General features: G+C 64.2%; 14 protein-coding genes. 9 read left to right on the plus strand and 5 right to left on the minus strand.

What is annotated here, in order from left to right:
• Positions 1-86 precede the first annotated feature (86 nt).
• From FXB40_RS27200 to FXB40_RS27230, 7 genes are all read left to right on the plus strand, one after another.
• Positions 87-992 (plus strand): LysR family transcriptional regulator, encoded by a 906-nt coding sequence (locus tag FXB40_RS27200; protein ID WP_148775210.1) that lies wholly within the window; start codon positions 87-89, stop codon positions 990-992.
• Between the two features lie 125 nt (positions 993-1,117).
• Complete coding sequence (gene kdgD / locus FXB40_RS27205; RefSeq protein WP_148775211.1) at positions 1,118-2,062, plus strand: 5-dehydro-4-deoxyglucarate dehydratase; 945 nt, start codon at positions 1,118-1,120, stop codon at positions 2,060-2,062.
• 29 nt (positions 2,063-2,091) lie between these two features.
• Complete coding sequence (gudD, locus tag FXB40_RS27210) at positions 2,092-3,435, plus strand: glucarate dehydratase (protein ID WP_148775212.1); 1,344 nt, start codon at positions 2,092-2,094, stop codon at positions 3,433-3,435.
• 23 nt (positions 3,436-3,458) lie between these two features.
• Positions 3,459-4,907, plus strand: a complete 1,449-nt coding sequence (locus FXB40_RS27215; RefSeq protein ID WP_148775213.1) for an aldehyde dehydrogenase family protein — start codon at positions 3,459-3,461, stop codon at positions 4,905-4,907.
• A 130-nt stretch (positions 4,908-5,037) separates the two neighbouring features.
• Positions 5,038-6,579 carry a galactarate dehydratase gene (garD, locus tag FXB40_RS27220; RefSeq protein WP_148775214.1) on the plus strand — a complete coding sequence of 514 codons (1,542 nt, stop codon included), beginning with the start codon at positions 5,038-5,040 and terminating at the stop codon, positions 6,577-6,579.
• 29 nt (positions 6,580-6,608) lie between these two features.
• Positions 6,609-7,814: a mandelate racemase/muconate lactonizing enzyme family protein gene (locus FXB40_RS27225; protein WP_148775215.1), complete on the plus strand. Its 1,206-nt coding sequence runs from the start codon at positions 6,609-6,611 to the stop codon at positions 7,812-7,814.
• Between the two features lie 192 nt (positions 7,815-8,006).
• Positions 8,007-8,276 (plus strand): hypothetical protein, encoded by a 270-nt coding sequence (locus tag FXB40_RS27230; protein WP_148775216.1) that lies wholly within the window; start codon positions 8,007-8,009, stop codon positions 8,274-8,276.
• Between the two features lie 53 nt (positions 8,277-8,329).
• Here the strand turns inward: FXB40_RS27230 and FXB40_RS27235 are convergent, their stop codons facing one another.
• On the minus strand, positions 8,330-8,686 hold the full coding sequence (locus FXB40_RS27235) for a hypothetical protein (protein ID WP_187437176.1): 357 nt from the start codon (positions 8,684-8,686) through the stop codon (positions 8,330-8,332).
• Between the two features lie 352 nt (positions 8,687-9,038).
• Here FXB40_RS27235 and FXB40_RS27240 point away from each other — a divergent pair, with 352 nt between their 5' ends.
• Positions 9,039-10,184: a hypothetical protein gene (locus FXB40_RS27240; protein WP_148775217.1), complete on the plus strand. Its 1,146-nt coding sequence runs from the start codon at positions 9,039-9,041 to the stop codon at positions 10,182-10,184.
• 30 nt (positions 10,185-10,214) lie between these two features.
• On the opposite strand, the gene FXB40_RS27245 is transcribed toward FXB40_RS27240, so the two are convergent.
• Together FXB40_RS27245 and FXB40_RS27250 are read right to left on the minus strand one after the other, a co-directional pair.
• Positions 10,215-10,832, minus strand: coding sequence for a DUF2147 domain-containing protein (locus FXB40_RS27245; protein ID WP_187437177.1), 618 nt, complete (start codon positions 10,830-10,832; stop codon positions 10,215-10,217).
• A 108-nt stretch (positions 10,833-10,940) separates the two neighbouring features.
• Positions 10,941-11,969, minus strand: coding sequence for an NAD(P)/FAD-dependent oxidoreductase (locus tag FXB40_RS27250; protein WP_148775219.1), 1,029 nt, complete (start codon positions 11,967-11,969; stop codon positions 10,941-10,943).
• Positions 11,970-12,151: 182 nt separating this feature from the next.
• Here FXB40_RS27250 and FXB40_RS27255 point away from each other — a divergent pair, with 182 nt between their 5' ends.
• Positions 12,152-12,619, plus strand: coding sequence for an acyl-CoA thioesterase (locus tag FXB40_RS27255; RefSeq protein WP_148775220.1), 468 nt, complete (start codon positions 12,152-12,154; stop codon positions 12,617-12,619).
• 11 nt (positions 12,620-12,630) lie between these two features.
• Here the strand turns inward: FXB40_RS27255 and FXB40_RS27260 are convergent, their stop codons facing one another.
• Positions 12,631-12,951: a 2Fe-2S iron-sulfur cluster-binding protein gene (locus FXB40_RS27260; protein WP_148775221.1), complete on the minus strand. Its 321-nt coding sequence runs from the start codon at positions 12,949-12,951 to the stop codon at positions 12,631-12,633.
• Positions 12,952-13,128: 177 nt separating this feature from the next.
• Entirely contained in the window at positions 13,129-13,503 is a 375-nt protein-coding gene (locus FXB40_RS27265; RefSeq protein ID WP_148775222.1) for an Hpt domain-containing protein, read from the minus strand.
• Positions 13,504-13,747: the final 244 nt, after the last annotated feature.

Raw genomic sequence — 13,747 nt, forward strand, 5'->3', positions numbered from 1 at the left:
GCCCTCAAAAGCCGCCGTCTTTGTTTTGGGGATGATCGATGCTAGAAGTGCCGGGGAAACGCCTTATTCATCTAAGGCATGTATCGATGTTCGACCTCAACCAGCTCCGCTGTTTCGTCACGGTGGCCGAAGAACTGCACTTCGGCCGTGCCGCGGCGCGGCTGAACATGACCCAGCCGCCGCTGTCCCGGCAGATCCAGGTGCTGGAGCACATCATCGACGCGCCGTTGCTGGAGCGCACCAGCCGCTCGGTGCGCCTGACGCCTGCCGGGCGCAGCTTCCTCCCCGAGGCGCGCCGCATCCTGAAGCTCGCGGAGAGCGCCTCGCAGGTCGCCCGCCGCATCGCACTCGGCAAGACCGGCTCGCTGAAGATCGGCTTTACGGCCGCGGCGGCCTACGGCTTCCTGCCCGAGCTGGTCGCGGCCTGCCGCGCCAAGCTGCCGGAGGTCGATTTCTCGCTGAAGGAGATGGTCTCCGGCGACCAGTTCGAGGCGCTGACCTCGGGCCAGATCGATGCCGGCCTGCTGCGGCCGCCGATCGCGCGGCCTGAGCTGACCAGCCGCCGCGTCGTCGCCGAGCCCCTGCTCGCCGCGATCCCGAAGAAGCATCCGCTGGCCAATGCCGAGAACATCACCATCAAGGACTTCGACGACCAGCCCTTCGTGATGTATTCGCCCTATGAGAGCCGCTACTTCCACGATCTCCTGGTGGCGCTGTTCACCCGCGCCGACATCCTGCCGCGCTATGTCCAGCATCTGAGCCAGATCCATTCGATCCTCGCGATGGTGCGCGCCGGCCTTGGCCTCGCGATCGTGCCGGCCGCGGCCGCCGGCCTGAAAATCTCCGACGTTCGGCTGCGTCCCCTCAAGCTGCGCAACCGCGTTCCGGTCGAGCTCTTCATGGTCTGGCGCCGCGACGATGAGAATCCGCTGCTGTCCGCGCTGGTCAAAATCGCCAGCGAATTGTCCTCGGCGGAGGTCATGGAAGATTGATGCTCAATCCGCATCGGTCGATATAGGCTTTGGCTTGGACGCGCATCGAACCGTCTCCTAAACAGCAGCGCATGGACGCGCGTCGCGTTGCGTCCCAGACAACACGAGAGAAGGGAGCAGCGCCCATGAGCAAGATGACCCCGCAGGAAATGGCCCAGAAGATCGGATCCGGCCTCCTGTCCTTCCCCGTCACGCCGTTCAAGGCGGACTATTCCTTCGACGAGGCGACCTACCGCGCCAACATGGATTGGCTGTGCGGCTATGATGTCGCAGGTCTGTTCGCCGCCGGCGGCACCGGCGAGTTCTTCTCGCTGACCCCGACCGAAGTCCCGCAAGTGGTCAAGGTCGCCGTTGAGGAGACCAAGGGCCGCGTGCCCGTGCTCGCCGGCACCGGCTATGGCACCGCCATCGCCCGCGAGATCGCGATCGGCGCCGAGAAGGCCGGCGCTGACGGCCTGCTGCTGCTGCCGCCCTACCTCACCCATTCCGAGCAGGAAGGCCTTGCCGCCCACGTCGAGGCCGTCTGCGCCGCCGTGAAGATCGGCGTCATCGTCTATAACCGCGACAACGCCATCCTCCAGCCCGACACGGTCGCCCGCCTCGCCGAGCGCTGCCCGAACCTCGTCGGCTACAAGGACGGCATCGGCGATATCGAGCTGATGACCCGCGTCTACACCAAGCTCGGCGACCGCCTGACCTATGTCGGCGGCCTGCCGACCGCCGAGACGTTCGCGCTGCCCTATCTCGACATGGGCGTGACGACCTACTCGTCGGCTGTGTTCAACTTCGTGCCGGAATTCGCCACCAACTTCTACGCCGCGGTGCGCAAGCGCGACCATGCGACGATCCACGCCGGCCTGAAAAATTTCATCCTGCCGCTGATCGCGATCCGCAACCGCAAGAAGGGCTATGCGGTCTCGATCATCAAGGCCGGCATGAAGGTGATCGGCCGCGATTCCGGCCCGGTCCGCCCGCCGCTGACTGATCTCACCGAGCAGGAGATTGCGGAACTGACCGCGCTGGTGAAGAATCTGCCCGCCGCAGGATCGACACAACAGGCGGCAGAATAATAAAGCAAGACAACAGGGAGGAGCGTGCGATGGCCCAGACCGATTTCTCTGGCGCACCGGTCGTCACAACGATGCAGGTGATCCCGGTCGCGGGCCGCGACAGCATGCTCCTCAATCTGAGCGGCGCGCATGCGCCGTTCTTCACCCGCAACATCGTCATCCTCACCGACAATGCCGGTCACACCGGCGTCGGCGAGGTGCCGGGCGGGCAAAAGATCTGGCAGACGCTCCAGGATGCCCGCGATCTCGTGATCGGCAAGACCGTCGGCGCGATGAACAACATCCTCGCCGACGTTCGCACGGCCTTCGCCGACCGCGATGCCGGTGGCCGCGGCAAGCAGACATTTGACCTTCGCGTGATGATTCACGCTGTCACCGCAATCGAATCCGCCCTGCTCGACCTGCTCGGCCAGCATCTTAACCTGCCCGTCGCCGCGCTGCTCGGCGAAGGCCAGCAGCGCAAGAGCGTCGAGACGCTCGGCTACCTCTTCTTCATCGGCGACCGGCGTCAGTCCAAGCTTGACTACGTCAAGGGCGAGACCGGCAAGCCCGACTGGTTCAACCTGCGCCATCAGGAGGCGATGACGCCTGAGACGGTGGTGCGGCTCGCGGAAGCCACGCAGGACCATTACGGATTCGTCGACTTCAAGCTCAAGGGCGGCGTGCTCCGCGGCGAGCAGGAGATCGAGGCCGTCACGGCGATCGCAAGACGCTTCCCCAACGCGCGCGTCACGCTCGACCCGAACGGCGCCTGGTCGCTCGACGAGGCCATCAGCCTCTGCAAGAACATGCACGGCATCCTCGCCTATGCCGAAGACCCTTGCGGCGCCGAAGCCGGTTTCTCCGGCCGCGAGATCATGGCCGAGTTCCGCCGCGCCACGGGCTTGCCGACCGCAACCAACATGATCGCGACCGACTGGCGCCAGCTTAGCCACGCGCTGCGCCTGGGTGCGGTGGACATTCCGCTGGCCGATCCCCATTTCTGGACCATGCAAGGCTCGGTGCGCGTCGCCCAGACTTGTCGTGACAACGGCCTGACCTGGGGCTCGCACTCCAACAATCATTTTGACATTTCGCTCGCCATGTTCACCCATGTCGGCGCCGCCGCCCCGGGCAAGGTCACGGCGATCGACACGCACTGGATCTGGCAGGATGGCCAGGCGCTCACCAGGGAGCCGCTCCAGATCAAGGGCGGCAAGATCGCGGTCCCGGATCGTCCGGGCCTCGGCATCGAGATCGACCGTGCGGCCATCGAGGCCGCGCATGAACTCTACAAGCAGCATGGACTCGGCGCCCGCGATGACGCTATTGCCATGCAGGACCTGATCCCCGGCTGGACCTTTGACGACAAGCGTCCCTGCCTCGTGCGTTAGAAAGCTTTCCCTGGAGGAACGAGATGACTGCGATCCTGAAGAACTTCATCGGCGGTGAATGGGTCGACGGCTCCGGCGTCACCAAGAACATCAACCCCTCCAACACCAACGATCTGGTCGGCCAATACGCCAAGGCCGACAAGGCGCAGACCGAGAAGGCGATCGCGGCCGCGAAAGCCGCCTTCCCCGCCTGGGCGCAGTCGACCCCGCAGGTGCGCTACGACGCGCTCAACAAGATTTCTCTTGAAATTATCGCCCGCAAGGAAGAGCTCGGCCGCCTGCTTGCCCGCGAGGAAGGCAAGACGCTGCCCGAGGGCATCGGCGAGGTCGCCCGCGCCGGCCAGATCTTTGCGTTCTTCGCCGGCGAAGCGCTGCGCCTGATCGGCGAGAAAGGCGCGTCCGTCCGCCCCGGCCTCGACGTCGAGCTCACCCGCGAGCCGGTCGGTGTCATCGGCATGATCACGCCGTGGAACTTCCCGATCGCGATCCCGGCCTGGAAGATCGCGCCGGCGCTCTGCTACGGCAACACCGTCGTGTTCAAGCCGGCTGAACTGGTGCCGGGCTCCGGGCATGCGCTCTCCGAGATCATTGCTCGCTCCGGCATTCCGGCTGGCGTGTTCAACCTCGTGGTCGGCTCCGGCTCCGTCGTCGGCCAGACGCTGCTTGAGCACCCGGATGTCGCTGCGATCTCCTTCACCGGCTCGGTGCAGACCGGCCGCAAGATCGCGCAGGCCTGCGTGCTCTCGAATCCGATGAAAAAGTTCCAGCTCGAGATGGGCGGCAAGAATCCGCTGGTCGTGCTCGACGACGCCGACCTCAAGACCGCCGTCGAAGTCGCCGTCAACGGCGCCTATTTCTCGACCGGCCAGCGCTGCACGGCGTCTTCCCGCCTGATCGTCACCGAAGGCATCCATGACCGCTTCGTCGCGGCGGTGGCCGAGCGCCTGAACGGCCTGTCGGTCGACGACGCACTCAAGGCCGGCGTCCATATCGGCCCGGTGGTCGATCAGAGCCAGCTCGACCAGGATCTTCGCTATATCAAGATCGGCCAGGACGAGGGCGCCAAGCTCGCCTTTGGCGGCGAGCTGCTCAAGCGCGAGACGCCCGGCCACTACCTCCAGCCGGCGCTGTTCACTGAGGCCAACAACAACATGCGCATCGCGCGTGAGGAAATCTTTGGTCCCGTTGCCGCCGTGATCCGCGCCAAGAACTACGAGGAAGCGCTGGCGATCTCCAACGACACCGAGTTCGGTCTCGCTTCGGGCATCTGCACCACCAGCCTGAAATACGCCTCGCACTACAAGCGCAACAGCGAGTCCGGCATGGTGATGGTCAATCTGCCGACCGCGGGTGTGGACTACCACGTGCCGTTCGGCGGCCGGAAGGGCTCGAGCTATGGCGCCCGCGAGCAGGGCTCCTATGCGCGCGAGTTCTACACAACGGTGAAGACCGCCTATACCTATCCGGGCTAACCACGGGGAAGAGATCGTAGGGTGGGCAAAGCGAAGCGTGCCCACCGCTTACGTTCGGTGTGAAGCATGGTGGGCACGGCGCGTTGCGCCTTTGCCCACCCTACGACTTCAGCTTCTGAGGCAAAAGCGCATGGACCAGGACGTCGCAGCGAAAGAGCAGCCCCGCTACATCAAGCTCAACGCGCGCGACAACGTCGCGATCGTGGTCAATGATTTCGGGCTTCCCGCCGGCTCCCGCTTTGCCTGCGGGCTGACGCTGCGGGCCTTCGTGCCACAGGGGCACAAGACGGCGCTGGTCGACATCGCGCAAGATCAGCCGATCATCCGCTATGGCGAGGTGATCGGTTACGCGCTCGCGCCGATCCTGGCCGGCGAATGGGTGGATGAGGCGCGCATCCGCATGCCGGAGGCCCCTGACCTCGACAAGCTGGAAATCTCCACCGCCGTGCCTGCGCCGCTGCCGCCCCTCGAAGGTTTCACCTTCGAAGGCTTTCGCAATACCGACGGCTCGGTCGGCACGAAAAACATCCTCGGCATCTCCTCCTCCGTGCAATGCGTCAAGGGCACGATGGAATATGCGGTGAAGCGCATCCGCGCCGAACTGCTGCCAAAATATCCGAACGTCGACGACGTCGTGCCGCTGACGCATGCCTATGGCTGCGGCGTCGCGATCAATGCGCCCGACGCCGTGATACCGATCCGCACGCTGCAAAATCTCGCGCTCAACCCGAACTTCGGCGGCGAGATCCTGGTCATCAGTCTCGGCTGCGAGAAGCTCGCGCCGGAGCGGCTGGTGCCCGAGGGCGTCAGTGATGCCATCGTGCGCATGCAGGACGAAGCCTTCGACGGCTTTGGCGCGATCGTCGACGCGATCATGACCCAGGCGGAGGCCCGCCTGAAGATCCTGAACAAGCGCACCCGCGAGACCTGCCCGGCTGCCGATCTCGTGATCGGCCTGCAATGCGGCGGCAGCGACGCCTTCTCCGGCGTCACTGCGAACCCCGCCCTCGGCTTCGCCGCCGACCTTCTGGTGCGCGCCGGCGCCACCGTGATGTTCTCGGAAGTGACCGAGGTGCGCGACGCCATCCAGCTCCTCACCCGTCGCGCTATCAACGAGGACGTGGGCCGCGCGCTGGTGCGCGAGATGGCCTGGTACGATTCTTATCTGGCCCGCGGCGGTGCCGATCGCAGCGCCAACACCACGCCCGGCAACAAGAAGGGCGGCCTCGCCAACATCGTCGAAAAATCTCTCGGCTCGATCGTCAAGTCCGGATCGAGCGCCATCACCGGCGTGCTCTCGCCCGGCCAGAAGGCGATGCAGAAGGGCATGCTGTTCGCGGCGACGCCAGCGTCCGACTTCATCTGCGGCACGCTCCAGCTTGCCTCCGGCATGACCTTGCAGGTGTTCACCACCGGCCGCGGCACGCCTTACGGCCTCGCGGCTGCCCCCGTCATCAAGGTCGCGACCCGCACCGAGCTTGCGCGGCGCTGGAAGGATCTGATCGATTTCGACGCGGGCGGCATCGCCACCGGCGAGAAGACGATCGAGGAGACCGGCTGGGATCTGTTCCGCCTGATCCTCGACGTCGCCTCCGGTCGAACCAAGCCGTGGTCGGATCGCTGGGGCATTCACAACGACCTCACGCTGTTCAATCCGGCGCCCGTGACCTGAGCACCGGCAACTCGTCCAAGAGGACCTCGATGTCCCGCATCACGACGCTGCGCACGATCCGCATCGACGAGCGACCGAACCTGATCTGGGTCGAGATCGAAACCGACGAGGGCCTGACAGGTCTCGGCGAAAGCTTTCGCGGCGCGCAGGCGGTCGAGGCTGCCGTGCATGAACTCGCCGCGCCGCTGGTGCTCGGCCAGGACTCCCGCCGCATCGAGGCGATCTCCCGCCAGTTGCTGACGCCCTATCTCGGCTTCCACAGCGTCAGCGCCGAGGTGCGCGCGGCCAGCGCGATCGACATCGCGCTGTGGGACCTCAAGGGCCAGCGTCACGGCATTCCCGTGCACGAGGCGCTCGGCGGCGCGAGCCGGCTCGAGATCCGCGCCTACAACACCTGCGCCGGCTATGCCTACAACACGAAGAGCTCCAGGCGCCGCGAGATCGGCGCTGACGATGCCGCGCTCGGCCCCTATGACGACCAGATCGCCTTCATGCGCGATGCCGGGGCGCTTGCCGAAAGCCTTCTGAGCGAAGGCTACAGCGCCATGAAGATCTGGCCGTTCGATCCTTTTGCCGCGAATGGCGGCCACGCGATCTCGCTCACCGACCTCAAGACCGGACTGGAGCCGTTCCGCAAAATCCGCGACGCCGTCGGCGATCGCATCGAGATCATGTGCGAACTGCACAGCCTGTGGGGCACGCACACCGCCGAGCGCATCTGCCGCGCACTGGAAGATTATGGCGTGTTCTGGGTCGAGGATCCCCTCAACAAGATGGACGACGTGCAGGGCCTCGCCGATCTCAGGCGGCGCGTGAAGACGCCGATCTGCGGCAGCGAGACGCTGGCGGGCGCCGCGAGCTTCCGCAATCTGCTCGCGGCCGATGCCGTCGACGTCGTGATGCTCGACATCGCCTGGTGCGGCGGCCTGAGCGAGGCGCGCAAGATCGCAGCACTTGGCGAGGCCTACAACAAGCCGCTTGCTCCGCATGACTGCACCGGACCCGTCGCGCTGATGGCGGGCCTGCATCTGGCGCTACATGCGCCGACCGCGATCTTCCAGGAGGTCGTTCGCGCGACGCTGTCGACCTGGTACCGCGACCTCGTCACCGCACTGCCCGTCGTGAACAACGGCATCGTGTCGGCACCGACTGCACCCGGTCTCGGGCTCGCGCTCAATCCGGAACTGCGCCGCCGCACCGATGCAGTGGTGCGAGAGACCAAACTCGGCGCGTAAAGCACCATCGGCTCGCCTTTCGCGAAACCGTCCGGAAATATTGACGCGGAAAACTTCTTCCTCGTTTCGTCCTGTCGTCTCACGCAACCAAATTTGCCTGCGCACGGGAGACGAATGTTCGCACACAAGCGAGCCTGTTGCGGCACTGTCGCGACCTAACCTCCGATTGATATCTTCAACGGAGATTTTGAAATGCGTATTCTCTCGATGATTGCAGTTGCCGGCGCAATGATTGCAAGCACAGCCAGCGCATTTGCCGGCGAGCTCCCCTCTTACGAAGCGAAGTCGTTTCCGATCTCGGCGATGCAAGTGCAGGTGCTCGGCGGCGCCGGCGTTCAGGAGCAGTCGACTGCGCCCGCGATGATCGTCGCCGGTATGCCGGCCTCGCCTGCGCAGATCTCGGTGCTGTCACCTCGCGTGAAGCGGTTTGCCAGCGCGAGCTCCGACAGCGAAGCGCGCTAACCATCCCACGTCACTTGCAGCGCCCGCATCCAGTGCGGGCGCTGTCCGCATTGTCAGGTCATGCTGCCCGGCATGAAGCACCGCACGCGCGGGTGGCCGTCAATATAGTGCTTCCACACCATGGTGCGGCCGATCTTGTTCGGCTCGTTGATCACGGCGCCGTCGGGCACGACGACCCATTCGTCGTCGAGATGCACGCGATAATGTCCCTTGTCGGACTCCCAGTCGACATCGGCAACGACATAGCCGTCGGCATCCGAGCAGCACTGTCCGTACTCGCTGCGCAGACTCTCGAACCAGGGTTTGAGCGGCGAATTGGCATAGCGTCCGTCGTCGCGCGCCATCGCCGATGTCGCCAGCAGCAGCGTCAGCCCCGCCAGCGTCGCGACACACAGTCTTTCAAATCTCATAGCGTCATCTCACCGATCGAAGTCAGCGCCGCGAGGAGCAGGCGACGTCGCTCACGCCCTCGAACAGGCGCGGCAGCGGCGACTCACTCCTCCGGCAGATTTGCCGATAGCTATGCAAATCCAGCGCCAGCCCGCATTCCGGGGAACTACTGGCGCGGCAGCCTTGCTCGATCTGCCAGCACGTCCTGCATGTGTGACGTGCCGACGGTCCGCCGCACCTCACTTCGGAGGCTTTCCTTGTCGTGTCAGGACGTGTACGAAGCTGGCGCGGATGCGACCGCTATCCGCTTAACCGACTGTTTCGAATGGAAGAATTGGGTATCGGCGTGACTGGCTTTGGACCGTCAGCGCAATGAGTGACTCGAGGGACTTGCTTCCCGGTCAACAGGACCCGACCGATTTGCCCGCAAACCAGGTGCAGTTTGCGCTGGTGATTTCGCGCATGCTCGAGACGGTGAAAGACGACGCCGAAGCCCGGCGGCAGATGGTCTACGATCTCGCCCGCTACAAGCTCCAGGAGCAGTTCACCTACGCCGACACTAAAAACATCGACAAGATGAAGCAGGCCCTCGAGATCGCGATCGACGAGGTCGAGAAGTTTTCGCGCGAACAGGCACCGCTGGAGCGCTTGCCGTCGCAACAACTCACATCATCCAAGGTGACCGACGCAGGCACTCTTCTGGTGTCCGGCGATGCGACCGTCTTGCCTTCGGCGATCGGGACGTCCCGCAGCAAGCGGCCTGCGGTCTCAGGCTCGCTTCTACCAGTAATCAAGCGTACCGCGGGCATCCTTGTTGTCGTTGGCGTAGTCATCGTGATCGTCTCGCACCGAGACAGGATCGCCGCGCTGCGCCGGCTGATCTCGTCACAGGCGCCGGAGATCGCGCAGGTCGCACCCAGGCCGGAGACGACGATCACGGTCGCCAAGCCGGAGATGGTCCCCTCCGCCCCGCCTGCACCAGCGCGCGTGCTTCCGAGTGATTACGGCATCTATGCCTTGATCGACGACAAGTCGCTGGCCGAGTTGAACGCGACCGGCGTGATGGCGCCGGACATGCGCATTGCGATTTCACCGGAGTTCAAGAAGCCCGATCGGCCGCATCTGCCGAACGGCCACGTCAAGTTCATCGTGTTCCGCCGGGACATTGCAAATGTGATCCCCGAGCGCGTCGAGGTCCGTGTTGTCGCGAAGGTCAAAGAATTTTCGACCGATGCTGCAGGCAAGACGACGAGTGGCGGAGACGACGTCGGCGTGATCCGCAACGTCTCCTATCCGTTCCGGATCTCGCCGATTCCGGGAAAAGCCGAAATGTACGAGCTCCACGCCAGCGACGCAGAGCTCGAGCTTTCGCCGGGACATTACGTCCTGAGCCTGGGACCGCAGGCCTATTATTTTCAGGTCGACGGCGAGATCACCGATCCCCGGCAATGCCTCGAGCGGGTCGTTGCCGGTAACGGTACGTTCTATGCGCCTTGCAAGAAGGCACGGACGTATTGACGCCCATAGCCCGGGCGGCGTGAAAGCAGCCTACTTCTTCGCTGCCGGTGCCATCATCATCGCACCACCCTTTTTGGTCGCGGGCACGGGCGCCGGCTTGGTCGCGGCGGCCTGTGCGGGGAGATATTTGGCGACGATGGCGGGATCGACTTCGGCGATACTTGCATCCGGCAAACGCTGCCAGGTCTCGTCCTTGCCGAACAGGGAAATGCCGAGGAAGCCGCGCATGGTCAGGACCTGACCGTCCGGGCTCACCGTCATCTTGGCCTTCCAGATGTTGCCGTCGCGCGGATTGACGACGTTGCCGCCCTCATACTTCAACCCGTCACGCTTCATGTCGCGGATGAAGGAGAGTCCGAGCACCGGCTGGTTCTTGCGATCGTCAGTGCACTTCGTGCAGGCCTCGTTCGGGTCGTCGCCGGGGCGCGGAAAAGTCTTGGCGATGACGCCTTCGAAGATGCCGTTGTGGTCGATGAAGAGGAACCAGCCCACCGTCTTGCCGTCCTCGACCTTCTGCCAGAGACCTGCGGCGGTTGGCTGAGCCGGCGCCGCAGCCGGGACTTGCGCCCCAGCCGGGCTCACCGCGCCGAGCGTCAACGCGAGCGCGAGAAACGGGAGCAGCCGAAAGCCGGTAAAGAGATTCCGCATTATGATCACCTTGCTGAGCCGCCACTGCAATGGCCGCAGACTACGGCGATTTCGCGAACGATTCCAGCACCAGAAACATGGGGCATCGCCCGTCCGCTCCCGTCGCGATCAGTTGACACCCAGCTTCTTCTGCAGGCTGGAGGACGAGGTCGTGTACTGGAACACGAGCCGCTTCTCCGGATAGACGTAACGGTGGGCTTTTTGCGACATCAGTGCGCCCTCGTGGAAGCCGCACAGGATCAGCTTGATCTTGCCGGGATAGGTGTTGATGTCGCCGATGGCGAAGATGCCGGGCACGTTGGTCTCGAACGCGGAGGTCTCGACCGGCACCAGATTGTTCTCCAGCGCAATGCCCCAGTTCGCGACCGGACCGAGCTTCATGGTCAGTCCGAAGAACGGCAGCAGCGTGTCGCAGGCAATATCGCTGATATTGTTGTCGTTGCCCTTGACGGTGGCGCCGGTCAGTTGGCCATCGGCGCCTGCGAGCGCGGTGACCTGGCCGAGCCGCAGATCCATCTTGCCGTCGGCCACCAGCGCGCGCATCTGCTCGACGCTGTGGGGCGCAGCACGAAAATCGTCGCGCCGGTGCAGCAGCGTGATGCGCTTGGCGATCGGATGCAGGTTGAGCGTCCAGTCGAGCGCGGAATCGCCGCCGCCCACGACCAGCACGTTCTTGTCGCGGAAATTTTCCATCTTGCGCACGGCGTAGTGCACCGAGGTGCCTTCGTAGGCTTCGATCCCCGGCACCGGCGGGCGCTTCGGCTGGAACGAGCCGCCGCCGGCCGCGATCACCACCACCTTGCATTCGAACACCTTGCCGGCATCGGTGGTGCAGCGAAACGCGGGATCGCCGATCTTCTCCACGGTCTCGATCATCTCGCCGAGATGGAAGGTCGGGTGGAACGGCTTGATCTGCTCCATCAGCGCCTCGGTGAGGCCCTGCCCCGACACGTGCGGAATGCCGGGAATGTCGTAGATCGGTTTTTCCGGATAGAGCTCGGCGCACTGACCGCCGACCTTGTCGAGGATGTCGACGAAATGCGCCTTCATATCGAGAAGGCCAAGCTCGAAGGCGGCGAACAGGCCGCAAGGGCCGGCGCCAATAATCAGCACATCGGTTTTGATCACGTCGCTCATGTCGTCTCTTTATCGGTCGTTATCGGTTGGACGGCGCCCGGCGGGCAGAGGTGACCCTGCCTGTCTAGCCAACGGGGATGGATCAGGGAAGGCATAAAAGCGGGAGCGCCCCGCAAGCACACCCACTTGCCGGCTCAAAATAACTGGGCTGTAACGAGGTTGGATATGACGGAGATCAATCGGTGAACGCACCAAGCCGCCTCGATACGACGCCGCGCCTGGAGGACTTCCCTTTTCGCCTCAGCGACAACGTCCGCTTCGGCGATCTCGATCCGAACCAGCACGTCAACAACGCGGTCTACGCCACCTATTTCGAGACCGGCCGTGTCACGCTGATGAAGAGCCCGGAATACGGGCTGACACCGCCGGGGCTCGCCTGGATCATGGTGCGGCTCGACATCCATTTCCGCGCCGAGCTGCACTGGCCGAACACGATCGAGCTCGGCCTCGGCGTGGTGAAGCTCGGACGGACGTCGGTGACCTTCGAGCAGGTGGTGTTTTCGAACGGGACGTGCATCGCGTCAGCGACGTCCGTCGGCGTCCTGCTCGACGAGGCGACGCGCCGGCCGGCACCGCTGACCGCAGAGGTGATCGAGAAATTCAAACCCTGGCACAAGCGCGGCATCGAGGTCGCGCCGCCGAGCGCTTAAACGAGACGTGCTTAGGCCTGACGTTCCGGCGTCGACACCACGAGCCCGTCGAGCTCGTCGGCGACCTTGATCTGGCAGGACAGGCGCGAGTTCGGGCGCACGTCGAAGCCGAAGTCGAGCATGTCCTCTTCCATCGGCGTCGGGCTGCCGACCTTCTCGCGCCAGGCTTCATCGACATAGACATGGCAGGTTGCGCAGGCGCAGGCGCCGCCGCATTCGGCTTCGATGCCGGGAATGCTGTTGCGAATGGCGGCTTCCATCACGGTCGCGCCGTTCTCGACATCCACCGTGCGGGTTTCGCCCTTGTGGTCGACAAAGTGAATTTTGGCCATGGGTGCTCGTGCTGCCGCGATCTGGGGAAAAAGGAGGGTCCGGGCTGTCCTATAACGGGTCGGTCAGGGCAGCGCCATAGCGTTTTCAAGCGAAGTGGATACCGGTTCGCGGGAAGAAAACGCGTCAAAACAAACAAAAGACTAGTGCGCAGTCCACCCGCATGTGGGGACGCCGGCCTAGTGCTTCAGGATCGCCGCAATGGCCGTGCGAACCTCGGCGACGGCCTCTTTCAGCGCGGCGAAGGCGTGGGGCTGGTTGTGGCCGATCCGGATCGCGGTTTCCAGGCTGGCGGCGGCATCCGCGACCGCAAAGGCACCGATCCCGCGCGCCGAGCCTTTAAGCTTATGCGCGAGCGCACCGGTTTCGGCCGGCAGCGCCGTCATCGCCGCGATCAGCCGAACCGCCTGCTCGGCGAACATCGCAAGCACTTCCTGCTCCAGCTCGGCATCGCCGAGCGTCATCCGCGAGAGGTGGTCGAGGTCGAGGGGGCTGTCGATGGGCGCAAGCGGGGGCGAGGGCATCCAGTCCATCCGTTGCAGTTCAGGCATCATGGCGCAGGCCCCGGCATCGCGCGACGGTCCGCCGGTCCGGCGGTTCGCCCCACCGAAGCATGGAAATGGTTAACGAAGTGTTTGGGCCGTTTTACGCAAATCCGCCCGTTTATTGACGAAAAGTTGCCGCAATCGGCCGAGTTCGGTGGAGAAATTCATGTAGGGCTAAGGCGTTACGGCTCGTTCCTGTTAACGATGATTAAGATTGTCTTAATCGCAGCCATTTCATTCGCGACGCTCTGCC

It is taken from the genome of Bradyrhizobium rifense (assembly GCF_008123425.1).
GTDB classification, from domain to species: Bacteria; Pseudomonadota; Alphaproteobacteria; order Rhizobiales; family Xanthobacteraceae; genus Bradyrhizobium; species Bradyrhizobium rifense.

Coding starts and splice junctions, on each gene's coding strand:
- FXB40_RS27245 (WP_187437177.1), bottom strand. CDS start 10,832: ATGCGGAATCTCTTTACCGGCTTTCGGCTGCTCCCGTTTCTCGCGCTC.
- FXB40_RS27215 (WP_148775213.1), top strand. CDS start 3,459: ATGACTGCGATCCTGAAGAACTTCATCGGCGGTGAATGGGTCGACGGC.
- FXB40_RS27230 (WP_148775216.1), top strand. CDS start 8,007: ATGCGTATTCTCTCGATGATTGCAGTTGCCGGCGCAATGATTGCAAGC.
- FXB40_RS27260 (WP_148775221.1), bottom strand. CDS start 12,951: ATGGCCAAAATTCACTTTGTCGACCACAAGGGCGAAACCCGCACGGTG.
- gudD (WP_148775212.1), top strand. CDS start 2,092: ATGGCCCAGACCGATTTCTCTGGCGCACCGGTCGTCACAACGATGCAG.
- FXB40_RS27250 (WP_148775219.1), bottom strand. CDS start 11,969: ATGAGCGACGTGATCAAAACCGATGTGCTGATTATTGGCGCCGGCCCT.
- FXB40_RS27235 (WP_187437176.1), bottom strand. CDS start 8,686: ATGAGATTTGAAAGACTGTGTGTCGCGACGCTGGCGGGGCTGACGCTG.
- FXB40_RS27225 (WP_148775215.1), top strand. CDS start 6,609: ATGTCCCGCATCACGACGCTGCGCACGATCCGCATCGACGAGCGACCG.
- FXB40_RS27265 (WP_148775222.1), bottom strand. CDS start 13,503: ATGATGCCTGAACTGCAACGGATGGACTGGATGCCCTCGCCCCCGCTT.
- FXB40_RS27200 (WP_148775210.1), top strand. CDS start 87: ATGTTCGACCTCAACCAGCTCCGCTGTTTCGTCACGGTGGCCGAAGAA.
- garD (WP_148775214.1), top strand. CDS start 5,038: ATGGACCAGGACGTCGCAGCGAAAGAGCAGCCCCGCTACATCAAGCTC.
- FXB40_RS27240 (WP_148775217.1), top strand. CDS start 9,039: ATGAGTGACTCGAGGGACTTGCTTCCCGGTCAACAGGACCCGACCGAT.
- kdgD (WP_148775211.1), top strand. CDS start 1,118: ATGAGCAAGATGACCCCGCAGGAAATGGCCCAGAAGATCGGATCCGGC.